Annotated in this window: 28 protein-coding genes and 2 riboswitches; of the genes, 12 read left to right on the plus strand and 16 right to left on the minus strand. The window is 74.5% G+C overall.

Going from position 1 to position 26,097, the window contains the following annotated elements; translation table 11 throughout:
• Window positions 1-40 precede the first annotated feature (40 nt).
• Window positions 41-186: riboswitch (cobalamin riboswitch) on the plus strand.
• 34 nt (window positions 187-220) lie between these two features.
• The 9 genes from ABD875_RS12065 (at window position 221) to ABD875_RS12105 (ending at window position 9,563) form a co-directional block, all read left to right on the plus strand.
• Window positions 221-2,182: a VWA domain-containing protein gene (locus tag ABD875_RS12065; RefSeq protein WP_345176775.1), complete on the plus strand. Its 1,962-nt coding sequence runs from the start codon at window positions 221-223 to the stop codon at window positions 2,180-2,182.
• The gene (cobO, locus tag ABD875_RS12070) at window positions 2,182-2,796 is read left to right on the plus strand and encodes a cob(I)yrinic acid a,c-diamide adenosyltransferase (protein WP_345176780.1); all 615 of its coding nucleotides are present in this window, start codon (window positions 2,182-2,184) and stop codon (window positions 2,794-2,796) included. The genes ABD875_RS12065 and cobO overlap by 1 nt, the downstream gene beginning before the upstream one ends.
• Window positions 2,790-5,069, plus strand: a complete 2,280-nt coding sequence (cobBC, locus tag ABD875_RS12075) for a bifunctional hydrogenobyrinic acid a,c-diamide synthase/histidinol phosphate aminotransferase CobBC (protein ID WP_345176784.1) — start codon at window positions 2,790-2,792, stop codon at window positions 5,067-5,069. Before cobO ends, cobBC begins: the two co-directional genes overlap by 7 nt.
• A complete protein-coding gene (gene cobT, locus ABD875_RS12080) occupies window positions 5,069-6,115 on the plus strand; it encodes a nicotinate-nucleotide--dimethylbenzimidazole phosphoribosyltransferase (RefSeq protein ID WP_345176787.1) in 1,047 nt (348 codons plus the stop codon). The genes cobBC and cobT overlap by 1 nt, the downstream gene beginning before the upstream one ends.
• Window positions 6,112-7,014 (plus strand): cobalamin biosynthesis protein, encoded by a 903-nt coding sequence (locus ABD875_RS12085; protein WP_345176790.1) that lies wholly within the window; start codon window positions 6,112-6,114, stop codon window positions 7,012-7,014. Before cobT ends, ABD875_RS12085 begins: the two co-directional genes overlap by 4 nt.
• An 8-nt stretch (window positions 7,015-7,022) precedes the next feature.
• Entirely contained in the window at window positions 7,023-7,685 is a 663-nt protein-coding gene (locus tag ABD875_RS12090) for a (2Fe-2S) ferredoxin domain-containing protein (protein WP_345176794.1), read from the plus strand.
• Between the two features lie 154 nt (window positions 7,686-7,839).
• On the plus strand, window positions 7,840-8,055 hold the full coding sequence (locus ABD875_RS12095; RefSeq protein WP_345176797.1) for a CbtB domain-containing protein: 216 nt from the start codon (window positions 7,840-7,842) through the stop codon (window positions 8,053-8,055).
• 100 nt (window positions 8,056-8,155) lie between these two features.
• Window positions 8,156-8,959 (plus strand): CbtA family protein, encoded by an 804-nt coding sequence (locus ABD875_RS12100; protein ID WP_345176801.1) that lies wholly within the window; start codon window positions 8,156-8,158, stop codon window positions 8,957-8,959.
• A 28-nt stretch (window positions 8,960-8,987) separates the two neighbouring features.
• Window positions 8,988-9,563, plus strand: coding sequence for a GNAT family N-acetyltransferase (locus ABD875_RS12105; RefSeq protein WP_345176804.1), 576 nt, complete (start codon window positions 8,988-8,990; stop codon window positions 9,561-9,563).
• Between the two features lie 6 nt (window positions 9,564-9,569).
• On the opposite strand, the gene ABD875_RS12110 is transcribed toward ABD875_RS12105, so the two are convergent.
• The 7 genes from ABD875_RS12110 to ABD875_RS12140 form a co-directional block, all read right to left on the minus strand.
• Window positions 9,570-10,082 (minus strand): bifunctional adenosylcobinamide kinase/adenosylcobinamide-phosphate guanylyltransferase, encoded by a 513-nt coding sequence (locus tag ABD875_RS12110; protein WP_345176807.1) that lies wholly within the window; start codon window positions 10,080-10,082, stop codon window positions 9,570-9,572.
• Window positions 10,079-10,798, minus strand: a complete 720-nt coding sequence (locus tag ABD875_RS12115; RefSeq protein WP_345176810.1) for a cobalt-precorrin-6A reductase — start codon at window positions 10,796-10,798, stop codon at window positions 10,079-10,081. The genes ABD875_RS12110 and ABD875_RS12115 overlap by 4 nt, the downstream gene beginning before the upstream one ends.
• Window positions 10,795-12,174 carry a cobyric acid synthase gene (locus ABD875_RS12120; protein WP_345176812.1) on the minus strand — a complete coding sequence of 460 codons (1,380 nt, stop codon included), beginning with the start codon at window positions 12,172-12,174 and terminating at the stop codon, window positions 10,795-10,797. The genes ABD875_RS12115 and ABD875_RS12120 overlap by 4 nt, the downstream gene beginning before the upstream one ends.
• The gene (cobF, locus tag ABD875_RS12125) at window positions 12,171-12,884 is read right to left on the minus strand and encodes a precorrin-6A synthase (deacetylating) (protein ID WP_345176816.1); all 714 of its coding nucleotides are present in this window, start codon (window positions 12,882-12,884) and stop codon (window positions 12,171-12,173) included. The genes ABD875_RS12120 and cobF overlap by 4 nt, the downstream gene beginning before the upstream one ends.
• Window positions 12,881-16,420: a cobaltochelatase subunit CobN gene (cobN, locus tag ABD875_RS12130; protein WP_345176820.1), complete on the minus strand. Its 3,540-nt coding sequence runs from the start codon at window positions 16,418-16,420 to the stop codon at window positions 12,881-12,883. The genes cobF and cobN overlap by 4 nt, the downstream gene beginning before the upstream one ends.
• Window positions 16,421-16,457: 37 nt before the next feature.
• Window positions 16,458-16,572: riboswitch (cobalamin riboswitch) on the minus strand.
• A 57-nt stretch (window positions 16,573-16,629) separates the two neighbouring features.
• Window positions 16,630-17,379 (minus strand): septum formation family protein, encoded by a 750-nt coding sequence (locus tag ABD875_RS12135; protein ID WP_345176823.1) that lies wholly within the window; start codon window positions 17,377-17,379, stop codon window positions 16,630-16,632.
• Window positions 17,376-17,993, minus strand: coding sequence for a TetR/AcrR family transcriptional regulator (locus ABD875_RS12140; protein WP_345176826.1), 618 nt, complete (start codon window positions 17,991-17,993; stop codon window positions 17,376-17,378). Before ABD875_RS12140 ends, ABD875_RS12135 begins: the two co-directional genes overlap by 4 nt.
• Window positions 17,994-18,084: 91 nt before the next feature.
• Here ABD875_RS12140 and ABD875_RS12145 point away from each other — a divergent pair, with 91 nt between their 5' ends.
• Genes ABD875_RS12145 through ABD875_RS12155 form a run of 3 tightly spaced genes read left to right on the plus strand, consistent with a single transcriptional unit; the run spans window position 18,085 to window position 20,087 of the window.
• On the plus strand, window positions 18,085-18,945 hold the full coding sequence (locus ABD875_RS12145; RefSeq protein WP_345176829.1) for an alpha/beta hydrolase: 861 nt from the start codon (window positions 18,085-18,087) through the stop codon (window positions 18,943-18,945).
• The gene (locus tag ABD875_RS12150; RefSeq protein ID WP_345176831.1) at window positions 18,942-19,424 is read left to right on the plus strand and encodes a GNAT family N-acetyltransferase; all 483 of its coding nucleotides are present in this window, start codon (window positions 18,942-18,944) and stop codon (window positions 19,422-19,424) included. The genes ABD875_RS12145 and ABD875_RS12150 overlap by 4 nt, the downstream gene beginning before the upstream one ends.
• A gap of 12 nt (window positions 19,425-19,436) precedes the next feature.
• Window positions 19,437-20,087 carry a GNAT family N-acetyltransferase gene (locus tag ABD875_RS12155; RefSeq protein WP_345176833.1) on the plus strand — a complete coding sequence of 217 codons (651 nt, stop codon included), beginning with the start codon at window positions 19,437-19,439 and terminating at the stop codon, window positions 20,085-20,087.
• Here ABD875_RS12155 and ABD875_RS12160 read toward each other — a convergent pair.
• From ABD875_RS12160 to ABD875_RS12200, 9 genes are all read right to left on the minus strand, one after another.
• Window positions 20,084-20,737, minus strand: a complete 654-nt coding sequence (locus ABD875_RS12160; protein ID WP_345176835.1) for an MBL fold metallo-hydrolase — start codon at window positions 20,735-20,737, stop codon at window positions 20,084-20,086. The two genes, ABD875_RS12155 and ABD875_RS12160, sit on opposite strands and share 4 nt — an antisense overlap.
• Window positions 20,738-20,739: 2 nt before the next feature.
• Window positions 20,740-21,138 carry a low affinity iron permease family protein gene (locus ABD875_RS12165; RefSeq protein ID WP_345176837.1) on the minus strand — a complete coding sequence of 133 codons (399 nt, stop codon included), beginning with the start codon at window positions 21,136-21,138 and terminating at the stop codon, window positions 20,740-20,742.
• A 9-nt stretch (window positions 21,139-21,147) separates the two neighbouring features.
• Window positions 21,148-21,723, minus strand: coding sequence for a GNAT family N-acetyltransferase (locus ABD875_RS12170; protein WP_345176841.1), 576 nt, complete (start codon window positions 21,721-21,723; stop codon window positions 21,148-21,150).
• Window positions 21,720-22,508 (minus strand): LamG domain-containing protein, encoded by a 789-nt coding sequence (locus tag ABD875_RS12175; protein ID WP_345176844.1) that lies wholly within the window; start codon window positions 22,506-22,508, stop codon window positions 21,720-21,722. The genes ABD875_RS12170 and ABD875_RS12175 overlap by 4 nt, the downstream gene beginning before the upstream one ends.
• A 142-nt stretch (window positions 22,509-22,650) precedes the next feature.
• A complete protein-coding gene (locus ABD875_RS12180) occupies window positions 22,651-22,794 on the minus strand; it encodes a hypothetical protein (RefSeq protein ID WP_345176845.1) in 144 nt (47 codons plus the stop codon).
• A gap of 104 nt (window positions 22,795-22,898) precedes the next feature.
• Window positions 22,899-23,120: a hypothetical protein gene (locus ABD875_RS12185; protein ID WP_345176848.1), complete on the minus strand. Its 222-nt coding sequence runs from the start codon at window positions 23,118-23,120 to the stop codon at window positions 22,899-22,901.
• 18 nt (window positions 23,121-23,138) lie between these two features.
• On the minus strand, window positions 23,139-23,414 hold the full coding sequence (locus ABD875_RS12190) for a cupin domain-containing protein (protein ID WP_345176852.1): 276 nt from the start codon (window positions 23,412-23,414) through the stop codon (window positions 23,139-23,141).
• Window positions 23,411-24,793: an NAD(P)/FAD-dependent oxidoreductase gene (locus ABD875_RS12195; protein ID WP_345176856.1), complete on the minus strand. Its 1,383-nt coding sequence runs from the start codon at window positions 24,791-24,793 to the stop codon at window positions 23,411-23,413. The genes ABD875_RS12190 and ABD875_RS12195 overlap by 4 nt, the downstream gene beginning before the upstream one ends.
• Window positions 24,780-26,093 carry an aspartate aminotransferase family protein gene (locus tag ABD875_RS12200; protein WP_345176858.1) on the minus strand — a complete coding sequence of 438 codons (1,314 nt, stop codon included), beginning with the start codon at window positions 26,091-26,093 and terminating at the stop codon, window positions 24,780-24,782. Before ABD875_RS12200 ends, ABD875_RS12195 begins: the two co-directional genes overlap by 14 nt.
• Window positions 26,094-26,097: the final 4 nt, after the last annotated feature.

Genomic DNA, 26,097 nt, shown 5'->3' on the forward strand with positions numbered 1-26,097 from the left:
GACGCTACAGTGACGCCACAGGCACGAGGTGCCCCAACGGTCCAGCCATCGGAAACGGTGGTGCCGACCGGCGGGGAGAATCTGGGAAGCCGGTGAGACTCCGGCACAGGCCCGCTGCGGTGAATCGAGCCCCTCGCACGAGGGGACCCGACAAGTCCGAAGACCGGCCCCGCGCCCGACCATGCACATCAGCACATGGCGAATCGAGCGGGAGCCTCACATGCCACTGCCGTACCCCTTCTCCGCCGTCGTCGCCTCCGACGACCGCGACCACCTGGCGCTCGCGCTGGTCCTCACGACCATCTCGCCCGAGATCGGCGGCGTGCTCGTCCGTGGCGAGAAGGGCACCGCGAAGTCGACGACCGTGCGGGCGCTGGCCGCGGTGATGCCGCCGATCGACGTGTACGCCGGCGACCGGTTCTCGGTCGACCCCGCGGACAGCTCGGCCACCTCCCCGGACGGCCCGTTCGTGGACGCCGAGGTCGAGACCCGGCCGGTGCGCCTGGTCGAGCTGCCGGTCGGCGCGACCGAGGACCGGGTCCTCGGCTCGCTGCACCTCGAGCGCGCGCTGTCGCACGGCCGGGTCGAGTACGAGCCCGGCCTGCTCGCCCGCGCGCACCGCGGCGTCCTGTACGTCGACGAGGTCAACCTGCTCCACGACCACCTCGTCGACCTGCTGCTCGACGCCGCCGCGATGGGCCGCGCGACGATCGAGCGCGACGGCGTCTCGGTCGAGCACGCCGCCCGCTTCGTCCTCATCGGCACGATGAACCCCGAGGAGGGCGAGCTGCGCCCGCAGCTGCTCGACCGGTTCGGGCTCACCGTCGAGGTCGCCGCGCCGCGTGACCCGGAGCTGCGCGCCGAGGTCGTGCGCCGCCGGATGGCGTACGACGCCGACCCGGCCGGGTTCGCCGAGCGCTACCGCGACGCCGAGGCGGAGCTCACCGCCCGCGTCGAGGCGGCCCGCGAGCGGGTCGCGAAGGTCCGGCTCTCGGAGCCCGCGCTGCTCAAGATCGCGGAGGTGTGCGCGGCGTTCGAGGTCGACGGCCTGCGCGCCGACATCGTCACCGCGCGCGCCGCGGTCGCGCACGCCGCGTGGGTCGGGCGTGACGAGGTCACCCGCGAGGACATCCGCCAGGCCGCGCTGCTCGCGCTGCCGCACCGGCGCCGGCGCAACCCGTTCGACGCCCCGGGACTCGACGAGGACCTGCTCGACCAGCTGCTCGGCGACGACGAGCTGCCGCCCGAGCCGCCCGAGGGCCCGGCGCCGCAGCCGGAGCCGGAGGCCACCTCCAGCGACGCCGACGGGCCGGACGCCCCGGCCGCGCCCGGCGAAGGCGAAGGCGAGGGCGGGCCGGCCGGGCCCGCCGGGCCGGACTCGACGGTCGCCGCGGCGTCGCCGTACCGGCCCAAGCTGCTGACCGTCCACGGCCTCGGCGAGGGCGACGCCGGCCGCCGCAGCCGGGCGATCGCGAGCAGCGGCCGCCGCGTCGGCGCCCGCCGCGGCTCGGGCTCGCTGCACCTGGTCGAGACGCTGCTCGCGGCCGCGCCGCGGCAGGCGGGCCGCGAGCGCACCGGCAGCCGGGTGGCGCTGCACGCCGAGGACCTGCGGACCGCGGTGCGCGAGGGCCGGGAGGCGAACCTGGTGCTGTTCTGCGTGGACGCGTCCGGCTCGATGGCGGCGCGCAAGCGGATGACGCAGGTCAAGACCGCGATCCTGTCGCTCCTGCTCGACGCGTACCGCCGCCGCGACAAGGTCGGGCTGGTCACGTTCCGCGGCGACCGGGCCGACCTGGTGCTGCCGCCGACCCGCTCGGTCGACATCGCGGCCGCGCGGCTCGACGAGATCCCGGCGGGCGGCCGCACGCCGCTGGCCGAGGGCCTCCTCGAGGCGGCGCGGGTGCTGGACCGCGAGCGGATCCGCGACCCGCGGCTGCGGCCGCTGCTCGTCGTCGTCACCGACGGCCGGGCGACCGGCGGCCCGGACGCGGTCGGCCGCTCGCAGCAGGCGGCCGAGCACCTCGCCTCCCTCGGCCTGACCACGGTCGTGATCGACGGGGAGACCGGCCCGCTGCGGCTCGGGCTCGCCGTCCGGCTGGCCGGGCTGCTCGGCGCCGAGCACGTGCCGGTCGCCGAGGTCAGCGCCGACGCGCTCACCGGCGCGGTCAGGAGCGTGGCCTGATGCCGCAGGGACAGCCGCTCGTCGTACCCGAGGACGGCCTCACGACCCGGCAGCGCCGCAACCGTCCGCTGCTCGTCGTGCACACCGGCGACGGCAAGGGGAAGTCGACCGCCGCGTTCGGCCTCGCGCTGCGCGGGTGGAACCAGGGCTGGCGGATCGGGGTGTTCCAGTTCGTGAAGTCGGCGAAGTGGCGCATCGGCGAGCAGACCGTGCTCGAGCGCCTCGGCGAGCTGCACCGGGAGACCGGCGAGGGCGGGCCGGTCGAGTGGCACAAGATGGGCTCCGGCTGGTCGTGGAGCCGCAAGCAGGGTGAGACCGAGGACCACGAGGCCGCCGCCCGCGAGGGCTGGCAGGAGATCAAGCGCCGGCTCGCCGACGAGAGCCACGACCTGCTGGTCCTCGACGAGTTCACGTACCTGATGAAGTGGGGCTGGGTGGACGTCGACGACGTCGTCGCGACCCTCACCGCGCGGCCCGGTCACCAGCACGTCGTGATCACCGGCCGCTCCGCCCCGCCCGCGCTGGTCGACGCCGCCGACCTGGTCACCGAGATGACCAAGGTGAAGCACCCCATGGACGCCGGCCAGAAGGGGCAGAGGGGCATCGAGTGGTAACCCTCCCGCGGCTGGTGGTCGCCGCCCCGTCCACCGGGCAGGGCAAGACCACCGTCGCCACCGGGCTGATGGCGGCGCTCACCGCGGCGGGCCACCAGGTCAGCGGCCACAAGGTCGGGCCGGACTACATCGACCCGGGCTACCACGCCCTGGCGACCGGCCGGCCCGGGCGCAACCTCGACCCGCACCTCGTCGGCGAGGAGCGGGTCGTCCCGCTGCTCCTCCACGGCGCCGCCGGCGCGGACGTCGCCGTGATCGAGGGCGTGATGGGCCTGTACGACGGCCGCCTCGGCACCGACGGCTTCGCCTCGACCGCCCACGTCGCGACGCTGACGTCGACACCGGTGGTGCTCGTGCTCGACGTCGCGCGCCTCTCGCGCACGGTCGGTGCGATCGCGGCCGGGATGGTCGCCTTCGACCCGGCCGTGCGGGTGGCCGGCGTCGTGCTGAACCGCGCCGGCTCCGAGCGGAACACCGCCGAGATCGTCCGCGCCCTCGACCTCCCGGTGCTCGGGGTGCTGCCGCACGACGAGCGGCTCGCCGCGCCCTCGCGCCACCTCGGGCTGGTGCCCACGGCCGAGCGCGCGGAGTCGGAGCGGACCATCGCCGACCTCGGCGAGCAGGTGGCCCGGCACCTCGACCTCGACGCGCTCCTCGCCATCGCGCGGTCGGCACCCGACCTGGACGCGGCCCCCTGGACACCGCCGGTCGTCGCGCCGAGCGACGCCCGCCCGGTGGTGGCGATGGCCGGCGGCCGGGCGTTCACGTTCCGCTACGCCGAGACCGAGGAGCTGCTCGAGGCCGCCGGCTGCCGCGTGGTCACCTTCGACCCGCTCACCGACCGGGCGCTCCCGGCGGGCACCCGCGGCCTCTACCTCGGTGGCGGCTTCCCCGAGATGTACGCCGGTGAGCTCGCTGCCAACACCGCGCTGCTCGCGGACGTCCGCGAGGCCGTCGCCCGCGGGGTCCCGACCGTCGCCGAGTGCGCCGGCCTGCTCTACCTCGCCGAGACCCTCGACGGCGTCCCCATGGCCGGGGCGGTGCCGGTCGCCGCCGAGATGACCGAGCGGCTCACGCTGCGCTACCCGGCCGTCACCGCCGCCGCGGACTCGCTGCTGCTCCGGGCCGGCGAGGAGATCACCGGGCACGAGTTCCACCGCACCCGGACCACGCCGGAGGGCGACGTCACCGGCCCGACCCTGCACGCGTCGTACCTCCACGTGCACTGGGCCGGGCACCCTCATCTCGCGCAGCGCTTCGCGGACGCGGTCCACGCCGACCCCCTGCGCCACCACGGCGACGCCGAGGCGACACCCGGACTCCTGGACTTCGCGGTCAACGTCTACGAGGGCCCACGACCGGCCTGGCTCGACGAGGCCCTGCACGCCGCGGTCGACGGCGCGAGCTCCTACCCCGACGCCCGCCCGGCGGCCGAGGCGATCGCGCGCCGGCACGGCGTCGGCGTGCCGCAGGTGCTGCCGACCGCCGGAGCGGCCGAGGCGTTCTCGCTGGTCGCGCGGCTGCGCCCGTGGCAGCGACCGGTCGTGGTGCACCCGCAGTTCACCGAGCCGCACGCCGCGCTCGTGCAGGCCGGCCACGCGGTCACCACCGTCGCGTGCCGGCCCGAGGACGGCTTCGCGCTCGACCCGGCCGCGGTGCCCGACGACGCCGACCTCGTGGTGGTCGGCAACCCCACGAACCCGACCGGCGTGCTGCACCCGGCCACCGCGATCCGCAAGCTCTGCCGCGACGGACGGCTGGTGGTCGTCGACGAGGCCTTCATGGACGCCGTGCCCGGCGAGGTGGAGTCGCTCGCCGGCGAGCCGGGCGTCCTCGTGACCCGCAGCCTCACCAAGCACTGGTCGATCCCCGGGGTCCGGGCCGGGTACGTCGTCGGCGACCGCGACGTCGTCGCCGCGCTGGCACGGGAGCAGGTGCCGTGGTCGGTGTCGACGGCGGCGGTCGCGGCGACCGTCGCGTGCCTGTCGCCGGAGGCGCTTCCCGAGTCCGAGCAGCGCGCGGCCGCGCTGGCGACCTGGCGCGAGTGGCTCCAGGCCGGCCTGCGCGGGCTGGGGATCGAGCACGTCCCGTCGGCCGCCTCGTTCGTCCTCGCCCGCATCGGCCCGGGCGGGCACGCCGCCCTGCGCGAGCGCGGCATCGCCGTACGCCGTGCCGACACGTTCCCCGGCCTCGACGCCACCTGGGTCCGGATCGCCGTCCGTCCGCCCGAGACCACCGCCCGCCTGCTCGCCGCCCTGAAGGAAGTCCGCTGATGCCCTCCCCGTCCCGATCCGTCTCCGCACCGTCCGACATCGCCCGTGGCCACGCCGCCAAGCGCCTCGCCGCCCTGGCCACCCCGCCGGGCGCGCTCGGCCGGCTCGGCGAGCTCGGCGTCTGGGTCGCGGCCTGCCAGGGACAGGTGCCGCCGGTGCCGCTCGACGAGGTGCGGCTGGTGATCTTCGCCGGCGACCACGGGGTCGCCGGCCACGGCGTCTCGGCGTTCCCGCCGGCGATCACGGGCGCGATGGTGCGCACGTTCCTCGCCGGCCGCGCCGGCGTCTCCGCGCTCGCCGCCGCCCACGGCGTGCGGGTGCGCGTGCTCGACCTCGGTGTGGACGACGACTTCGCGGACCTGCCCGACGACGTGCGAGCCCGGCTGACCGCGCACAAGGTCTGCCGGGCGAGCGGGGCCATCCACCTCGAGGACGCCCTGACCGCGGCCGAGACCGAGGCAGCCCTGGCCGCCGGCGCGCAGGTCGCGCGCGAGGAGATCGCGGCCGGCGGGCAGCTGCTGCTCAGCGGCGACATGGGCATCGGCAACACGACGCCCGCCGCCGCGATCGTGGCCGCCGGCCTCGGGCTCCCGGCCAGCGAGGTGGTCGGGCGCGGCACCGGCATCGACGACACCACGCTCACCCACAAGGCCGCCGTCGTCGACGCGGCGCTGAAGCGCGCCGGTGCCCGGGCCGACGACCCGGTCGAGACGCTGGCTGCGCTCGGGAGCGCGGACCTCGCGGCCGCCACCGGCTACCTGCTCGCCGCGGCCCAGGACGGCGTCCCGGTCCTGCTCGACGGGCTGATGAGCGTCGCGTGCGCGCTGACCGCCGACCGGATCGAGCCCGGCGCCGCGCAGTGGTTCGCCGCCGGCCACCGCTCCACCGAGCCCGCCCAGTCGCTCGCGCTGTCGAAGATGGGGCTCACGCCGGTGCTCGACCTCGACCTGCGGCTCGGCGAGGGCTCCGGTGCGGTCGCCGCGGTGCCGGTGGTCCGCAGCGCGGTCGCCGTGCTCCGCGACGTCGCGCTGCTCTCCGAGCTGTGAACGCACGCGCCCTCGGCCTGCTCCTCGGCTTCGCCGCGGACCGGCTGCTGGGCGACCCGGCGGCGTACCACCCGGTCGCGGGCTTCGGCACGCTCGCCGGCCGCCTCGAGCGGAGGCTGTACGCCGACTCGCGGTGGCGCGGGGTCGCGCACGTCGCGGTCCTCGCCGGCTCCGCGGTCGCGCTCGGGGTCGTGGCCGAGCGGCTGCCGGCCCGGACCGCGGGGACCGCGGTCGCGACGTGGGCGGTGCTCGGCGGCCGGACCCTGGAGCGCGAGGCGATGGCCGTGCACGCCCACCTCGCGGCCGGCGACCTGCCGGCCGCCCGGCAGCGGCTCACCCACCTCGTGGGGCGCGAGACGAGCAGTCTGGACGAGTCCGAGGTGTGCCGCGCGGCTGTGGAGTCGGTCGCCGAGAACACCTCCGACGCCGTGGTCGCCCCGCTGGTCTGGGGCGCCGTGGCCGGGGTTCCGGGACTGCTCGGCTACCGCGCTGTGAACACCCTCGACGCGATGGTGGGCCACCGGTCCGCGCGCTACGAGCGGTTCGGCTGGGCCTCGGCGCGGCTCGACGACCTCCTGAACCTGCCCGGCTCCCGGCTCACCGGGCTGCTCACCCTCGTCGCCGCGCCGGCCGGCGCCGCGCGCGCCTGGGCCGGGTGGCAGCGCGACGCGGCCCGGCACCCGAGCCCCAACGCCGGGGTCGTCGAGGCGGCGTTCGCCGGCGCCCTCGGCGTCCGGCTCGGCGGCACCAACGACTACGGGGGCCGGGTCGAGCAGCGCGTCGTCCTCGGCGACGGCCGCGCTCCCCGGACCGACGACATCGCCCGGGCGACGGCGCTCGCCCGCCGGGTCGGGGTCGGCGCGGTCCTCGTCGCTGCGTACGCCGGGAGCCGCCGGTGAGCCCGCCGATGAGCACCGTGCTCGTCGGGATGTCGGTCGACGACGCCGACCGCCGCGACGACCTGCTCGCGCAGGCGGCCGGGCTCGGCGCGACCGTCGCCTTCCTCCAGCTCGCCGACCCGTCGCTGTCGGCCGAGCTGACCCGGCTCGCCGACGCCGGCGCCGAGACCATCACGCTCGTGGGCGTGAGCACCGGGCCGCTCGCCCCCGCCCACTCGTGGCTGCGCCGGATCGCGGCGTACTGGTGGCGCGAGCGCGCCGGCCACCGGCCGGAGATCCTCGTCGCGACGCCCGGCGGCGAGCCCCGGCCGATCACCGGCGCCGAGCCCGGCCTGACGTCCGCCGCGTGGGAGGAGGTCACCGGCCACCGCCACCAGGTGCTGCTCTGCCGTGGCCCGCGCTGCACGGCGCAGGGCGCGACCGACAACCTGCGGGCGCTGGTGCTGGCCCTGATGGAGCACGGGCTGGGCGACGACGACGTGCTGGTCGTGCACACCGCGTGCCAGTTCCCGTGCAACCAGGCGCCGGTGGTCAGCGTCCAGCCGGACGACGTCTGGTACGGCGGGGTCGACCCCGACTCGGCCGCCGAGATCGTCGCCGAGCACCTCGTCGCAGGGCGGCCCGTGGACACGATCCGGCTGCCGCGGACGAGGGGTCCTGAGGTCCGCTAGGCTGCGCTCAACGGTCACGAGGAAGCCGGTGAGAGTCCGGCACAGTCGCGCTACTGTGACATCGCCTCCGCCTCGGTGGGAGCGGTGAAGTCAGACCCGCGTGTCCGCTTTCCACCCCATCGAACAGGGACGCACGTATCCCTGAGGAGGACACATGTCGCACGCTGTTGCGGCGCCGGTCGCTGGCGCCCCCACCCCCACCATCCCACTGCGCGAGCTCGCCCCTTGGGCGCTGCTGTTCGGTCTGCTGGCGATGCTGGTGCTCTTCTTCGTGAGCGCCGACCAGGGTGCCGTCTCGATCCCGGCCGGGACCGCGATCCACGAGTGGGTCCACGACGGTCGTCACCTCTTGGGCTACCCCTGCCACTGAGCTGACCCGCTGAAGCCCGCGCCGGTGTGACCGGCGCCGGGCCCTGTCGGCGTCCCCCAGGGACGTCGATCCACGTCGTCGTACCCGAACGGACCCACTCATGACCGCACGCGCCTTTCTCATCCGTGGCCTGATCGCCGGCCTGGTCGCCGGACTCGCCACCTTCTTCGTCGCCCACCAGGTGGGCGAACCGCACGTCGAGACCGCCATCGCCCTCGAGGAGGCCGGCGCCGCCGCGCCCGCCGAGCACACCCACGACGAGGCCGAGGCGGACGGCCACACCCACACGCATTCGCACGGAGACGACGGGGGCACCGAGGTCTCGCGCGACGACCAGCGCACCTGGGGCCTGCTCACCGCGACCCTGACCGTCGGCGTCGCCCTGGGCGGCGTCCTGGGCCTGGTCGCCGCCGGCGTCGCGGGCCGGATCGGCCGGCTGACCGTGCGCCAGTCCACGGCGCTGGTCGCGGTCGTCGGCTTCGTGTCGTTCTCGCTGGTGCCGTTCCTCAAGTACCCCGCCACCCCGCCGGCCGTCGGCGACGCCGCCACCATCGGCGCGCGCACCGGCGACTACTTCGGCTTCCTCCTCGTCTCAGTCGTCGCCGCGGTGCTGCTCACCGTGCTGGCCGTCCGGCTGCTCCCGAGGTACGGCGCCTTCGCGGTGACCGTCGGGGCGGTCGCGGCGTACCTCGTCGTCGTGGTGGTCGCCGGGCAGATGTTCCCGACCGTCAACGAGGTCGGGGACTTCCCGGCCGACGTGCTCTGGTACTTCCGCCGCGCCTCGGTGATCACGTTGGCGACGACGTGGTCGGTGCTCGGCGTCGTGCTGGCCGGGCTGCTCGGCCGGCTGCAGGACCAGGAGACCGTGGCGGCCGAGCGCAAGGCGCTGGCCGCCAGCCTCTGACGCGCCGAGGACCTGGGAGACTCGTCCGATGACCTGGGAGACGCATCCGCTGACACCGGACCGCTTCGAGGACTTCGCCGACGTCGTCAACCGCAACCGGCGCGCCAACCACTGCTGGTGCCTGTCCCATCGACTGCGCGCCGCCGAGATCGAGGAGCTCGGCGGCGGCAGCCGGGAGCGGGCGATGCGAGCCCTGTGCGAGCGGGAGCACCCGCCCGGGGTGGTGACGTACCGCGACGGCGAGCCCGTCGGCTGGTGCAACATCGGGCCCCGCTCCGAGATCACCCGCCTCGACCGGTCCCGCCTGATGCCTCCGACCGACGACCTCCCGGTCTGGAGCATCGTCTGCGTGATCGTCCGCTCGGGCCACCGCCGCCAGGGCGTCACCGCCCACCTGCTGGAAGGCGCCGTCGCCTACGCCGCCTCCCACGGCGCCCCCGCCGTCGAGGCCCATCCCGTCGATCCCCCTGGCCGGATGGACCTCACGATGGCGTTCGTCGGCACCAAGGCGATGTTCGACCGCGCCGGCTTCCGGGTGGTGGGCACGACCGACGCGGTCGCGGGCGGGCTGCCGCGGCTGACCATGCGTCGCGACCTCGGCTGAGCGAGCTCAGAGGCGGAGCACCCGTCCGGCGACGATGAGGTGGACCTCGTCGCAGGCCGCGGCCGCGCGCTGGTTGACCAGGCCGAGCAGGTCGCGGAACAGCCGGCCCGAGCGGTGCTCGGGCACCACGCCCAGGCCGACCTCGTTCGTCACGAGGACGGTGTCGTCGTGGATGACGGCGAGGGCGTCGTCGAGCAGGCCGGAGACGGCCGCGGTGACCTCGTCGGAGCCGTGCTCCCAGAGGCCGCGCTCGTCGAGGACGCCGGTGAGCCAGGTCCCGAGGCAGTCGACGAGCACCGGGCCGGGCGTGCCGAGCGCGGCGGCGAGGTCGCGGGTCTCGAGCGTCGTCCAGGCCGCCGGCCGCCGGGCGCGGTGTGCGGCCAGCCGGGCCGCCCAGTCGGGGTCAGGGTCCTCCGCGGTCGTCGGGCCCGGCGCGACGTAGGTGACCGCACCGGTCAGCAGGGTCTCCGCGTGCCGCGACTTGCCCGACCGCACCCCGCCGGTCACCAGCACCTTCATGACAGCTCCTCCACCCAGGCCACGGCCGCGCCGACGTCGGGCACGGTCAGGACGCCGTCCGGCCCCGGAGGTCGTCGTACGACGACCACGGGCACGCCGAGCTCGGCGGCCGCCTCCATCTTGGGCCACGTGTAGGTGCCGCCGGAGTCCTTCGTGACCAGCACGTCGCTCAGGTGGGAGCGCATCAGCCGGAGCTCGCCGTCGAGCGTGTACGGGCCGCGGCTGGTCAGGACCTCCCACGCCTCCGGAACCTCCACCTCCGGTCGGTCGACGACCCGGGCCAGCGCGGAGCGGGTCGCGAGCGCCGGGACGAACCGCGCGAGCTCCTGCCGCCCGACGGTCAGGAACGGGCGGTCCCCGAGCTCGGCCGCGCGGTCGGCGGCCTCCTCGTGGGTGTCGACGTAGGTCCAGGCCGGGTCCGGCGACCAGCCCGGTCGCTCGAGCCGCAGCAGGGGCGTGTCGGTGCAGGCGGCCGCGGCGTTGGCGGTCATGCCGACCGAGAAGGGGTGGGTCGCGTCCACGACCGCGTCGTACTCGCGAAGGGTGGCGCGCAGCCCCTCGACGCCGCCGAACCCGCCGATCCGCACCTTCCCCACCGGCAGCCGCGGCTCCGCGACCCGGCCGGCCAGCGAGCTGGTCACGTCGACGCCGGCACGGACGAGGAGGGCCGCCAGCTCGCGTGCCTCGCTCGTGCCGCCGAGCAGCAGCAGTCTCATCCGACGCCCTCCCGGGCCAGCCGCAGGATCGCGTCGACGTCGAGGTGCTCCTCGACGAGGTCGCCGAGCAGGTCGAGCCGCCGCTCGCGCGCGGCCGGGAAGGACACCGTCGACGTCACGCCGAGGAGCTCGGCCAGCAGCGCCGCCCGGGCCGCGTCGTCCTCCAGGGAGCCGTGGACCATCGTCCCGACGACCTTCCCCTCTCGCGCGGGACCGGTGACCCGGCCGTGGTGGATCTCGTAGCCGGCCGGGTCGTGGCGACGCAGCACCTTCTCCCGGGTGAACTCGGTGACCTGGCCGAGCAGCCCGAGCCCCTCGACCACGCTGCCCGGAGCCGCCTCGACCCCATCGAGGTCACGGATCTCCCGGCCCAGCATCTGGCTGCCCCCGCAGATGCCGAGGACCGCTCCACCGCGGCCAGCGTGCTCGACGATCGCCCGGTCCAGTCCGCGCTCGCGCAGCCAGGCCAGGTCCGCGATCGTCGCGCGGGTGCCGGGCAGGACCACCAGGTCGGCATCGGCGATGCCGGCCGGGGTCGCGGCGAAGACCACGTCGAGGTCCGGCTCCAGGCCCAGCGCGTCGACGTCGGTGAAGTTGCTGATCCGGGGCAGTCGCACCACCGCGACCCGGCGCGCGCCGACACCGGATCGGCGGCCCTCCAGGTCGAGCGCGTCCTCGCTGTCGAGCCACAGCCCTGGATGCCACGGAAGCACGCCGTGGACCGGCAGGCCGGTGCGCTCCTCGAGCTGGTCGAGCCCGGGCCGGAGCAGGGCGAGGTCACCGCGGAACTTGTTGACCACCCAGCCCGCGAGGAGGCGCGCGTCGTCGGCGTCGAGCAGCGCCTGGGTCCCGACGAACGCCGCGAACACCCCTCCCCGGTCGATGTCGCCGACCACCACCGTCGGCAGGTCCGCGTGCCGGGCCAGGCCCATGTTCACGAAGTCGCTCGCGCGCAGGTTGATCTCGGCGGGGCTGCCGGCACCCTCGGCGACGACGACGTCGTAGCGCGACGCGAGGTCGTCGTACGCCGCGTGCGCGGCCTCGGCCAGGTGCCGGCGGCCGGTCTCCCAGTCGCGCGAGCTGACCTCGCCGGCGGGCTGGCCCATCAGCACGACGTGGCTGCGCCGGTCGCTGCCGGGCTTGAGCAGCACCGGGTTCATCGCGGCCTCGGGCTCGGCCCTGGCGGCGAGCGCCTGCACCCACTGCGCCCGGCCGATCTCGGCGCCGTCGGCGGTGACCATCGAGTTGTTCGACATGTTCTGCGCCTTGTACGGCGCGACCCGCACGCCGCGCCGCGCGAACGCGCGGCACAGCCCGGTGGTCACGATGCTCTTGCCGGCGTCGGACGTCGTGCCGGCGACCAGCAGCCCGCTCACGCGGGCGCTCGCAGGAGGTAGACGTCCATCACCCACCCGGCGTCGTCCTTCGCGCGCTCGCGGGCGGCGCCGATCGCGGGGAGCACGTCACCGACCCGCCCCGCGACCAGCGCCTCCGACGCGGTGCCGAGGTTGGCGCCCCACCAGATCGACCAGTCCTCGAGCCCGGCCAGGTCGAGGTCGCGGTTGAGCATCACGACCAGGTTGGTCTGTCCGGCCGCGACGTCGTCGCGCAGCCGGCGCCCGGTGGTGACGTGCACGGGCGCGCCGACGTCGTGCAGCACCATCCGGTGCCGCGCGGCGAGCAGCTGCGGCGCGCTGATGCCGGGGACGACGGTGACCTCGAAGCCCGGGATCCGGTCGACCAGCCGCAGCGTCGAGTCGTACAGCGACGGGTCGCCCCACACCAGCATCGCGACGTCGCCGGGACGCTCCAATGCGGTACGACAGGCGGCGACCCGCGCCGCGTGCCAGTCGCGTACGGCGGTCGGGTAGTCGGCCGGGTCGTCGCGGTCGCGCGGCGGGTCGGGCACGACGATGACCGGCGGGTCGCCGTACTCACGGCAGATCGCGGCGCGCGCCTCGAGCAGCGCGTCGTCGTCCGACTTCTGGAACGCGAGGACGTAGTCGACCGCCCGCAGCGCCGCCGCACCCTCGGCGGTGACGTGCTGTGCGCCCATGCCCACGCCGACGATCCACAGCCTCCTCATCGGTCCTCGAGGTCCCCTTCGACGTCGAGGTAGACCTGCTGCATCGCGGCGAGGACGTCGGCGTCCGGCTCGGCCCACAGTCCGCGGTCGGCCGCCTCGTGCAGCCGCTCGACGATGCCCCGTAGCGCCCACGGGTTCGACTGCCGCAGGAACTGCTGGTTGGTCTCGTCGAGCACGTACTCGTGCGCGAGCTTGTCGTACATCCAGTCGTGCACGACGCCGGCGGTGGCGTCGAACCCGAACAGGTAGTCGACGGTCGCCGCGAGCTCGAAGGCGCCCTTGTAGCCGTGCCGCTGCATCGCGGCGATCCAGCGCGGGTTCACCACCCGCGCCCGGAAGACCCGGGCGGTCTCCTCCGCCAGGGACCGGGTGCGGACGGCGTCCGGGCTGGTCGAGTCGCCGACGTACGCCTTGGGCTCGGCGCCGGCGAGCGCGCGCACCGTGGCGACCATGCCGCCGTGGTACTGGAAGTAGTCGTCGGAGTCGGCGATGTCGTGCTCGGCGGAGTCGACGTTCTTGGCCGCGACCTGGATGCGGCGGTAGTTGGCGCGCATGTCGTCGGACGCCGGCGCGCCGTCGAGGTCGCGGCCGTAGGCGAAGCCGCCCCAGGCCGTGTAGACCTCGGCGAGGTCGTCGTCGCTGCGCCAGGTCCCGGACTCGATGACCTGCAGGATGCCGGCGCCGTACGACCCGGGCTTCGAGCCGAAGATGCGCGTAGTGGCGCGGCGCCGGTCCCCGTGCTCGGCGAGGTCGGCGCGGGTGTGGGCGCGGACGAAGTTGCGGTCCTCGGGCTCGTCGAGGTCGGCCACCATCCGCACGGCGTCGTCGAGCATCGCGACGACGTGCGGGAACGCGTCGCGGAAGAACCCGGAGATCCGCACGGTCACGTCGATGCGCGGGCGGCCGAGCTCCTCGAGCGACACGACCTCGAGCCGCGCGACCCGGCGCGACTGCGCGTCCCACTCCGGCCGGACGCCGAGCAGCGCGAGCACCTCGGCGACGTCGTCGCCGCTGGTGCGCATCGCCGACGTGCCCCACACGCTGAGGCCGACGCTGGCGGGGTACTCGCCGGTCTCCTCCAGGTAGCGCTGGAGCAGCGAGTCGGCCATCGCCTGACCGGTCTGCCACGCCAGCCGCGACGGGACGGCGCGTGGGTCGACGGTGTAGAAGTTGCGCCCGGTCGGCAGCACGTTGACCAGGCCGCGCAGGGGCGAGCCGGACGGGCCGGCGGGGACGTAGCCGCCGGCGAGCGCGTGCAGCACGGCGTCGAGCTCGTCGGTGGTGCGGGCCAGCCGCGGGACGACCTGGGTCGCGGCGAAGGTGAGCACGCGGCGCACGTCCTCGTCGTCGTGGAGGTCGGCGACGGCCGCCGGGTCCCAGTCCGCCTTCTCCATCGCCTCGACCAGCCCGCGCGCCTGCGCCTCGACCGCGTCGGTCTCGGCCGAGCTCGCACCCTCGGTGAGGCCGAGCGCCGCGCGCAGACCGGGCACGGCGTTGCCGACGCCGCCCCACACCTGCGCGGCGCGCAGGATCGAGAGCACGAGGTTCACCCGCGCCTCGCCGGCCGGCGCGGCGCCGAGCACGTGCAGGCCGTCGCGGATCTGGGCGTCCTTGATCTCGCAGAGCCAGCCGTCGACGTGCAGCAGGAAGTCGTCGAACTCGTCGTCCTCGGGGCGCTCCTCGAGGCCGAGGTCGCGGTGCAGCTCGGCGGCGTGCATGAGCTGCCAGATCTCGCCGCGGATGGCCGGCAGCTTGGCCGGGTCCATCGTCGAGATCTTGTCGTACTCCTCGAGCAGGGCCTCGAGCCGCGCGATGTCGCCGTACGACTCCGCGCGCGCCATCGGCGGCACCAGGTGGTCGACGATCGTCGCGTGCGCGCGGCGCTTGGCCTGCGCGCCCTCGCCCGGGTCGTTGACGAGGAACGGGTAGACCAGCGGCAGGTTCCCGAGCGCGGCGTCCGGGCCGCAGGCGGCTGACAGGGCGGCGTTCTTGCCGGGCAGCCACTCGAGCGAGCCGTGCTTGCCGAGGTGCACGACGGCGTCCGCCCCGAAGCCGTGCTCGAGCCACCGGTACGCCGCCAGGTAGTGGTGGGACACCGGCAGGTCGGGGCTGTGGTAGATCGCGACCGGGTTCTCCCCGAAGCCGCGCGGCGGCTGGATCAGGATCACCACGTTGCCGGCCTGGAGGGTGGCGAGCACGATCTCCTGCTCGTCGTTGACGAACAGGCTGCCCGGCGCCTCGCCCCACGCCTCGACCATCGCGTCGCGGAGCTCGGCCGGCAGGTCGGCGGTCCACGCGAGGTACTCGTCGCGGGTGACGCGCACGTGCGCCTCGGTCAGCTGGACCGAGGTCAGCCACTCCTCGTCCTGCCCGCCGGCCGCGATCAGCGTGTGGATGAGCGCGTCGCCGGCCTCGGTGTCCTCGAGGTCGAGGAACGGCAGGTCGCCGACGTCGTACCCCTCCGCGCGCAGCCGGCGCAGCAGCCGGATCGCGGAGACGGGGGTGTCCAACCCGACGGCGTTGCCGATCCGCGCGTGTTTGGTCGGGTACGCCGACAGCACCAGCGCGAGCTTCTTCTCGGCGTTGGGGACGTGGCGGAGGCGCGCGTGGTTGACCGCGATCCGCGCGACGCGGGCGCAGCGCTCCGGGTCGGCGACGTACTGCGGGAGGCCCTGGTCGTCGATCTCCTTGAACGAGAACGGCGCGGTGCTGATCCGGCCGTCGAACTCGGGGATCGCGATCTGGGTGGCGTAGTCCAGCGGCGTGACGCCGTCGTCGGACTCCTCCCAGTCCGCGCGGGTGCTGGTGAGCGCGAGCCCCTGGAGCACCGGGATGTCGAGGGCCGCCATCCGCTCCACGTCCCAGGCCTCGTCGTCCTCGCCCGCGCTCGCGGTGGCCGGCACCGAGCCGCCGGCCGCGAGGACCGTGACGATGAGCGCGTCCAGCGTGCCGAGCGCGTCGTACAGCTCGTCGGGCGCGGCCCGCAGCGAGCCGGCGAAGACCGGGACCCCGGTCGCCTGGCCGGTCGCGTCGATCGCGTCGCACAGCGCGTGCGCGAACGCGTTGTTGCCGCTGATCTCGTGCGCCCGGTAGTAGAGGACGCCGACCCGCGGCCGCTCCGAACCACGCCCGGCCATGCCCCACGACGGCACCTCGGCCGGCGGCTCGAAGCCCTCGCCGGTCAGCAGCACGGTGTCGGAGAGGAACGCGTGCAGCTGGGCGAGGTTCGCCGGACCGCCCTCGGCGAGGTAGCGGTGCGCCTCGGCCGCGACGCCCATCGGCACCGTCGAGAGCTCCATCAGCTCGGCGCTGGGCTGCTGCTCGCCGCCGAGCACGACCACCGGCCGGCCGCCGGCGAACAGCTCCTCGCGCCACGGGTCGAGGTCGTGGGGCGAGCCGAGGACGCGGACGACGGCCAGGTCGGCCTCCGCGAGCGACGGCACCGACCGCACGGGGTTGGCCCAGAGCCAGTCCGCGCCGCTGGCGCGCGCCGAGAGCAGGTCGGTGTCGGACGTGGACAGCAGCGCGATCCGCATGCGCGGGTCTCCTCCTCCGGGGTTCTCGCCCCGTCGATCGGTCGGATGACCCGTGGCCAGTGTCTGGCTGCACCCGGCCGGACCGGGTGTCACAGTGGCGGAACCGCCCCGGAGTCTCACCGGGTTCCTGCACCACGAGCGTGGGGCAGCCTACGGCAACGGCTTCAGCGTCCAGGTGTAGTCGTGGATCTGGTCGTCCGTCTCCTCGGCTAGCGCTGCACCGGTAGGTAGCAGACCAGCGTGTGGTCGCCGGCGTTCCAGCCGATCACGCTGCGCCACGTGGCGTACCAGCGCCGTGACTGCCGCGCCCCGGGACAGTGCGCCGACCCGTAGCTCAAGAAGCCGGACGTGGTCCGGTAGCCGTCACCCGGCACCGACAGCACCGTCGAGACGCGGTAGTTGTGCCGACCGGCGCAGCTGCTCTCGTCGAACCCGGCGCGGCGGACCTGCAGGCAGCGCTGGAGGCCGCGCGGGACCGTCGCGCTCCGCAGCAGCGGCGTCGCCCCGACCGGCAGCAGCTCCCGGTAGGTCTGCCGGTGCACGTCGCAGCGCAGCCAGCTCGCGCCGTGCGCGCGCTGCTCGGCGGTCGGGATCCAGTACGACCACAGGAACGCCGACCGCGCGATCACCCGCCACGACTGGCCGACGGCGCGCTTGAAGGCGGGGACGCAGTACGCCGTCGCCGCGGCCGCGAGGTCCGCGCTGCCCGCGCTCCAGTCGGTGCCGGCGGGCAGCTGGACGGACGCGATGACCAGGGCGGTGTGGCGGGTGGCGCAGTCGACGGCCGGCGACGGCTCGCTCTCGGCGGCGAGCGCGGCGTACGACACCTGGTGGCACTCGCCGACGACCGGCATCTGGTACGTCGGCCCGTCCACGTCGCCGGCGTGTGCGGGCGCGGCGAGCAGGCCGGCGACCAGCGCGGCGACCAGCGCGGCGGCGAGGAGCAGCGGGCGGATCACGACAGCGACACCGCCGCGATCCGGTCGCGCATGGACCGGTAGGCGCGGTCGTACACGCTGTCGTCGCCGAGCAGGGAGCGCAGGTTGGCGGCGTCGAGGAACGCGCTGAGGTCGAACGCGAGCTGCGCGGGGTCGACCGTGGGGTCGATCTCGCCGGCCTCCTGCGCCTCGGCGACGGTCTCGGCGATCAGCCGGACCCACTCCTCGTCGATCACCGCGAGCGCGTCGCGGATCGGGCCCGGGCGGGCGGCGTACTCGTGCGAGGCGCGGGCGAAGAAGCAGCCGCCGGGGAACCGGCGGTCGCTGGAGTAGGCCAGCCAGCCCTCGAGCAGCAGTCGCAGGCGCTTGCTGCCGGGCGGGGTCTCCAGCGCGGGCGCGACGACGGTGGTCACGAAGATCGCGCGGGCCGCGCGGATGGTCGCGAGCTGGAGCTCCTCCTTGGTCCCGAAGTGGGCGATCAGGCCGCTCTTGCTGATGTCGAGCTCGCCGGCCAGGCGGCCGATCGAGAGCCCGTCGAGGCCGTCGACCGACGCGACGTCGACGGCCTTGCTGAGGACCACGCGGCGGGTCTGGTCACCGCGGCGGATGCGTCCGTCGGTCACCTGCTGGTCCATGGTTCCCACCCTATGTCGGAGGTCTGGCCGGAATCGAGAAACAAATAGTACGATCGTTCGTATTGTTTCCCGAACCCGACCGGAGTGCCCCATGACGCAGACGCAGGACCCCAGGACGGCGCCGGCGCGCCGGGCCGTGCCGGCCGCGATCGGCGGCGCCCTCGACGCGACCGCCCGGGTCGCGCCCCGGCTGGCCGGCCGGCTCGCCCTCGAGCTCTGGCGACGGCCCGGCCGGCCGGTGCCCGTGGGTGCCCACGAGCACGAGGTCCACGCGGCGGCCCGTCGTGGGCGCACCGGCGACGTCGTCACCTACGCCTGGGGAGACGGCCGCCGCCCGGTGCTGCTGGTGCACGGCTGGGGTGCGCGGGCGTCCCGGTTCGCCGACCTGGTCAGGGCGCTGCTCGACGCGGGGCTGAGCCCGGTCTCCTACGACGCCTGGGGCCACGGCGCGACGCCCGGCGCGGCCGAGACGATCCTCGCCCACCAGGCGGTGATCGAGGAGCTCGCCCGGGAGCACGGATCCTTCGAGGGGGTGGTCGCGCACTCGTTCGGCGTACCGGTCGCGCTGTACGCCGTGCGCGAGGGCCTGGCCGCCGCCCGCGTGGTCGCGATCAGCGGGATGGGCGACTTCGGCTACCTCGTCGACACGTTCTGCACCACCCTCGGCGCCGGGCCCGCGGTCAACCGGGAGCTGCGCCGGGCGATCGAGCGCCGCTGGTTCGCCGGCGACACCGGCGTCTGGGACCGCTTCTCGGTCACCCGCACCCCCGGCCGCGAGCTGCTGGTCGTCCACGACGTCGGCGACCGCGTCGTCGACCGCGCCCAGGCCGACCTGCTCCTGAGGGCGTACGGCGAGAGCGGCACGCTCCTCGAGACGACCGGGCTCGGTCACAACCGGATCCTGCGCGACCCCGACGTGGTCGCGGCGACCGTACGGTTCCTGGGCTCATGAGCCGGCTGGAGATCCGGGTGGCGACCCGCCGCGACCGCGTGGCCCTGACCGCGCTGCTGTGCGGGCTGTCCGCCGAGTCGGCGTACCAGCGCTTCCAGAGCGCCATCGGAGGGCACCCGTCGCGCGCGGTGGTCGACGGCCTGCTGCCCGAGCCGCCGCGGGGCGTCGCGCTGGTCGGGCTCGTGGACGGCGTGCTGGTCGCGCACGGGATGTGGGCGCGCGCCGGGGATGTCGCCGAGCTCGGGATCCTGGTCGCGGACGGCTGTCAGCGGCAGGGCTTCGGGTCGGAGATCGCGACCGCGCTGCTCGCCGACCTCGCGGCCCGCGGGATCGAGCGGGTCGAGGTCTACACCGGGTCCGGCAACCGCGCCGTGCCCCGGATGGTGGCCCGCCAGGCGCCGGGAGCCGCGCGCACCGTCGACGGGCCCAGCGTCAGCTGGACGTTCCCGGTCGAGGCGCGCCGGGTGGTCGCGGCCTGACAGTCTTGGCCCATGCCACACGTGGAGGTCCGCCCGTACGCCGCCGCCGACCGCGCCGGCCTGGTCGCGCTGTTCGATGCCGCCGGGACCGGTGCGCCCGGGTCGGAGGTGTGGGGGCACACGGAGTCGCTCAACGAGGTGTACCTGACGCCGTACCTCGACCTCGAGCCGGAGTCGGCGTTCGTCGCGGTCGTCGACGGACAGCTCGCGGGCTACCTGGTCGGGTGCGTCGACGACCGCCGCTTCCCCAGCGAGGAGGAGCGGCTGACGGCGGTGATCAAGAAGTACCGCCTGTTCCGGCGGCGCGAGTCGCGGCGGTTCTTCGTCCGGGCGGCCTGGGACGCGCTGGTGCTCAAGGTGCGCCGGGAGCCGACGGCGGGAGAGCTCTCCGACCCGCGCTGGCCCTCGCACCTGCACATCGACCTGCTGCCGGTCGCGCGCGGCACCGGCGCGGCCGACGGCGTGATGAACCTGTGGTTCGACCGGCTCCGCGACGTCGGGTCGCCCGGCTGCTACCTGCAGACGTCGGCCGAGAACACCCGGGCCGTGAAGTTCTTCGAGCGGATGGGCTTCGAGAAGCACGGCGACACCCCGGTCGTCCCCGGCTCCCGCCACGAGGGGAAGCGGCTCCACCAGCAGACGATGGTCTGGACGACCCGCTAGGGCTCCCACACCGCGGCGTCGTGGGCGAACACGACCCGGCGCGGGTCGAACGCGAGCAGCCGCTCCATCCACGGCGGCGCGAGCGGCGGTGCGAGGGCGTCGGCGCTCCACGCGGAGGCGTTGTCGTGCGACTGACCGGCGAGCACCACGTTTCCGTCCGCACACTCGACCACGAGCGACTGGTGCCCGTCGACGTGGCCGGGGGTCGGGATGACGTGCAGCCCCGGCAGCGGCTCGCTCTCGCCGTCGAGCAGCTCGTAGGTCACGCCGTCGAGGAGGTGCTCGAACGTGTAGTCGCCGGCTCGGGCGGTGGCGAGCTCGGTGCGCTGGCACAGGACCGGCGTCGTGCCGAGCTGCGGGTTGCCGCCGCAGTGGTCGAAGTGCAGGTGGCAGTTGGCGACCATCGTGAGGTCGTCGATCCCGACGCCCGCCGTGGCGAGCGCGTCGGGCAGGGCGACCCGGCGCGGCTGGTACCACGCCTCGGTGCCGTCGTCGCCGCGACCCATCCCGGTGTCGAGCAGGACCAGTCCCTGGTCGTGGCGGACCAGGTAGCCGTAGACGCCCTCGACCCGTGGCCGGCCCGTGCCGGTCTCCTCGGGAGGCCGGGTGAAGGTGCCGAGCGGGATCCGGCGTACGTCGCTGACGAGCACGGTCAGTGCCTGGCCTCGAGCCCGACCGCGTCACGGAGCTTCTGTACGGCGTCGCCGAGCTTCGGGTCGTCCTGGGCGCGCGACTCCATCAGTGCGGCCAGGCCCTCGGCGAGGACGTTGAGCTTCTCCTGCGCGGCCTCACCGCTGCGGCGGCTGGCGTTCTCCAGGAGCGCGAGCAGGAGCAGGGTGATCACGCTGGCGACCGTGTGGATCGCCACCTCCCACGACTTCACGCTCGACCAGAGCGGGAGGCTGGCCGCCCAGACGACCACGATGCTCAGGCACAGGAGGAAGAACGGCGGCCGGCTCACCCACTCGTAGGTCACCTCGACGAACCGGTCGAAGGGGCTGCGCCCGTCCTGCTTGCCGCGGTCCTCGGCGGCCTCGCTTCGGTTCTCCATGCGGGAACCCTAGGCCCGCGCGCGCCACTCCTCGGCGAGCAGCGCGTAGCCGTACCCGTCGAGCCAGTCTCCGGAGCGGTGCAGCGAGTCGCGCACGGTGTGCTCCTCGCGGCGCATCCCGAGGCGCTCCATCAGCCGCCACGACGCCACGTTGTCGGCGAAGCAGAGCGCGATGACGCGGCGCAGCCCGAGGTCCTCGAAGCAGATCCGGAACAGCTCGGCGACCGCCTCGGTCGCATAGCCGTGGCCGGCGTGGTCGGGGTGCAGCACCCACCCCAGCTCGGCCTGGGTGCCCGCGGCCTGGTCGACGACCTCGTGCTGCGACCACGGGTCGCCGATCGCGAGCATCAGGTCGCCGATCACCTCGCCGTCCCGCTCGATGATGAGCGTCTTGGCCAGCCGCTCGGGGTCGACGAAACCCTCGGCGTACGACGCCAGGTCGCCGGTGGCGGTGCTCAGCCAGTGGTCGACGCCGGGCACCCGGCGGAACGCCCACGTGGCGTCGGCGTCGGCGGCGGTCGCGCGGCGGATCGAGAGTCGTGCGGTCCGGACCGGCCAGGCGACCGCGCTCAGGTCCTGCGTCACCTCCGGCCCGCGCAGGCGTCGGGGTTGGTGCCCACCTTCGGGCGGGGTGCCGCCGTCGACTTCTTGTTGGGGTTCTTCAGCGACCAGTAGCGCAGCCAGTCCATCTGGATCCGCGACTCGTTCATCCGGCGGCCGTCCTCGGCCTGCATCGTGTAGCGGACCGCGAACGGCACCCCGCTCAGCGCCGCGTCCCGCTTCTCGGTGCTGACCACGTGCGCGTCCACGAACCACGAGATCCGCTTGCGGGTGACCTCGACGGCGAACGTGTGCCACTGGTTGTCGGCCAGGTTGAGCGCCCGGCGCGCGACGTAGCGGTTGTCGGGCCGGCTGTGGATGTAGTGGGTCGCGTCCTTGCCGCCGGGGGTGTACGCCGTCAGCGCGACGTTGCGGGCGCCGCACTCGTGGGCGCGGTCGCCGGCGGGGACCAGCTCGATCAGCACGCGGTACGGCGTGGTCCGGTGCACGTACTGCCGGTGCCGGATCCGCGTCTCCCAGCGGCCGACCGCGCGACCGCGGGTCTGCTCGGTGGCGCGCACCGTGGAGTTCCGGTCGGCCAGCAGCGTGAGCATGCCGTGCTGGTTGCCGACGTTCCCGCGGCCCGACACCTCCCACCGCGACCGGTCCAGCGGCCCGACGAACTTGTAGTTGACCGGCGCCCGGCCCCACCCGAACGTGCTGCCGGCGTGCACCGGCCCCGGCGGGTGCGCGTGGTCGGCCTCGGCAGGAACAGACGCGAGCGACGCGACGAGGACGGCGGTCGTGAGGGTCACCAGGACACGCTTCATGGTTGCCCAACGTAGGGGCGACGGCGGGGGGGAGGTCAAACCGAGGGAGGTGGCGGATTCCCCGGTGCACCGGGGAATCCGGTACTTCTCGGGGGTTGCAACGCCTGAGAAGTACCGGGATTGCCTGAGAAGTACGGCCGGCTCACGGACGGAGGTCGGGTGCCGGCTTCGTCTGCGGGTCCAGGTTCGGGTCCTGGCCGGGGTCGATGTCCGGGTCGTTGATGCTGGGGTCGCCGCTGGGCACGACGTCGGGGTCGGGCTGGGGCTCTTGGGGAGTGGTGGTCATGCGTGGTCGGTACCCGGTCGTGGGCCGGAGATGAGCGGCCCGACGGACTGCCGGGTGCCGGCTCGGTGGCCCACCCGCAGCTCCGAGCGCCACGACCCAGCGGCTCAGCCGGCGTCGAAGTCGCTCGGCTCGTCCTCGATCATGTAGTTGGGGTTCTGCTCGATCCGCTCGACGGTGCGCCGGATCCAGGCGTCGTCGCTGGTCTCGATGTCGCGCTCGGCGAGCTGCTCGCGCAGGTAGGCCTCGAGGTCGTCGGACTCCCGGGCGTCCTTGGCCACGGAGGTGGCGTCGACAGCGGCCTGCAGGTCGGAGTTGTGGCGTGCCATGGCTCCGCCTTACCCGGTTCAGAGGGCGACGTACACCTTGCGCAGCGTCTCGGTGACGACCCAGGTGGTGCGCTCGCCGGCCCGCAGGCGTACGGCGACGCCGGGTGCGAGATCAATCACCTCGCCGTCCTCGAACGTCACGGTGCCGCGGCCGGCGAGTACGACGAACACCTCGTCGACCTCGGTGTCGTGGTCGGTGCCGGGCGCCATCTCCCAGGTGCCGACCTCGGCCGCACCCAGCTCGGTCAGCGGTGCGGCGTCGCCGGTCAGGACGTCGGCAGCGAGGAGCCTCATGAGTCGAACCCCAGTCCCACGGCGTCGAGGGCCTTGAGGAACAGGTTGCGCCGACCGCGCTGGTGGTCGGCCCGGTCGAGCGAGCGCCGGGTCAGCTCGATGCCGAGGTCGGCGAGCGGGGACGGCGGGAACGGGATCGGCTTGCGGCGCACCATCTCCAAGCGGGTCCGCTCGGTGGACTGGCCCGACAGTCGGTCCAGCATCACCTCGGCGGCGAACCGCGTCGCCCCGACGCCGAGCCCGGTGAAGCCGGCGGCGTACGCCACCCGGCCCCGGGAGGCGAGCCCGTGGAACGCCGCGAACCGCGTCGAGGTGTCGATCGCACCGGCCCAGCGGTGGCTGAACCGGACGTCCTCCAGCTGCGGGAACACCGTGAGGAAGTGCGAGGCGAGCTTGCGGAACGTCTCCGGCCGCTCCTCGTGCTCGCCCCGCACCGTCCGCTTGTAGATCGCGTCGTAGCCGCCCCAGAGGATCCGGTTGTCGGCGGTCAGCCGCGCGTAGTGGAACTGGTTGGCCATGTCGCCGAGGCCCTGCCGGTTCGCCCAGCCGATGGAGGCCATCTGGGCGTCGGTGAGCGGCTCGGTCATCAGCACGTAGTCGTAGACCGGCACGGTCAGCAGGCGGGTACGCCGCAGCAGCGACGGGAACACGTTGGTGGCCAGCGCGACCCGCTCGCTGGTGACGCGACCGCGCGGCGTGCGGACGGTCGTGCCGTCCAGGCCGGTGACGGTCGTCTGCTCGTGGATCTCGACGCCGAGGTCGGCCGCCACCCGCGCGAGCTCGCGCGCCAGCCGGGCCGGGTGCACCAGCGCACAGCTCTCGCGCTCCCACTCCCCGGCGAGGAAGACCGGGCTGTCGATCTCGCGGCGCACCGCCTCACGGTCCAGGTGGTCCGGGCCCAGCCAGGCGACCTGGTGCTCCTCGACCGCGACGGCCAGCATGCCGGTGCGCTCGAGCTCGCAGTCGATGCCGAGGTCACGGACGTCGGCCTCGAGGGCGTCGAGGTTCTCCAGGCCGAGCCGCTCCAGCGCGTCGTACTCGTCGGGCCAGCGGGTCCGCCCGTTCTCCTCGCCGTGGGTGATGCTGGCCTCGCAGAAGCCGCCGTTGCGACCCGACGCGGCCCAGCCGATCGTCTGCGCCTCGAGCAGCACCACGCGCGCGGCGGGGTTGCGCCGCTTCGCGAGCACCGCGGTCCACAGCCCGCAGTAGCCGCCGCCGACCACGGTCAGGTCGGCGGACGTGTCCGCGGTCAGCGGCGGGTACGACGTGCCGGGCGCGTCCTCGAGCCAGAACACCGCGTGCCGGCTCGGCGCCAGCACCTGGTCGACGAGCGCCGCCGGGGGAGCGAGCCGCTCGTAGACCGTCTCATGCGTGCGCATCGCCCACCTTGAGGGCGTCGTCGAGGATGGCCAGGCCCTCGCGGGCCTCCTCGTCGCTCATCGTGCACGGCGGCACCAGGTGGATCCGGTTCGTGTTGGAGAACGGCAGCAGCCCGGCGGACTTGCAGGCGCCGACGACCTCGGCGAGCACCGGCGGCGGCAGCAGCGCCTTGGTGTCCTGCGAGGTGACCAGGTCGACGGCCCAGAACGCGCCGACGCCGCGGACCTCGCCGACGCACGCGTGCCGGGCCGCGATCTCGGCCAGACCCGGCCCGAACACCTCGCGGCCGAGCCGCTCGGCGTTCTCCACGATGCCCTCGTCGCGCATGGTGTTGATGGTCGCGACGGCCGCGGCAGTCGCGAGCGGGTGGCCGGAGTACGTCAGCCCACCCGGGTAGACCCGGTGGTCGAACGTCGCGGCGATCGGGTCGCTGATGATCACGCCGCCGAGCGGGACGTAGCCGGAGTTCACGCCCTTCGCGAACGTGATGAGGTCCGGGACCACGTCGTACAGGTCCAGCGCGAGCCACGAGCCGGCCCGGCCGAAGCCGGCCATCACCTCGTCGAGGATCATCACGATGCCGTGGTGGTCGCACAGCGCGCGGACGCCGGCGAGGTAGCCGGGCGGCGGCGCGAAGATGCCGGCGGTGCCGGGGATCGTCTCGAGGATGATCGCCGCGATCGTGTCCGGGCCCTCGGCCTCGATGGTGCGGGAGAGGTGCGCCAGCGCGCGCTCGCACTCCTCGGCCTCGGTGGTCGCGTGGAACTCCGAGCGGTACAGGAACGGGCCGAAGAAGTGCACGGTCCCGGCGGTCGCGGTGTCGTTGGGCCACCGCCGCGGGTCCCCGGTCATGTTGATCGCGGTCTGGGTGCCGCCGTGGTAGCTGCGGTACGTCGACAGCACCTTGGCCCGCCCCGTGTGCAACCGCGCCATCCGGACCGCGTGCTCGTTCGCGTCCGCGCCGCCGTTGGTGAAGAACACCTTCTCGAAGCCCGCGGGGGCGATCTCGCTGATCAGCCGCGCCGCCTCGGAGCGCTGCTCGTTGGCGAACTGCGGGGCGATCGTGCAGAGCCGGTCGGCCTGCTCCTTGATCGCCGCGACCACGCGGGGGTGCTGGTGGCCGATGTTGGTGAAGACCAGCTGGCTGGAGAAGTCGAGGTAGCGGCGGTCCTCGTCGTCCCACACGTACGACCCGCGGGCGGCCGTGATCACCATCGGGCTGATCTCGGCCTGGGCCGACCAGGAGTGGAAGACGTGCTTGCGGTCCAGCTCGTACGCCGTGCTCACCGTCGTGCTCATCGTC

It is taken from the genome of Nocardioides caricicola (assembly GCF_039541135.1).
Classification (GTDB): Bacteria; Actinomycetota; Actinomycetes; order Propionibacteriales; family Nocardioidaceae; genus Nocardioides; species Nocardioides caricicola.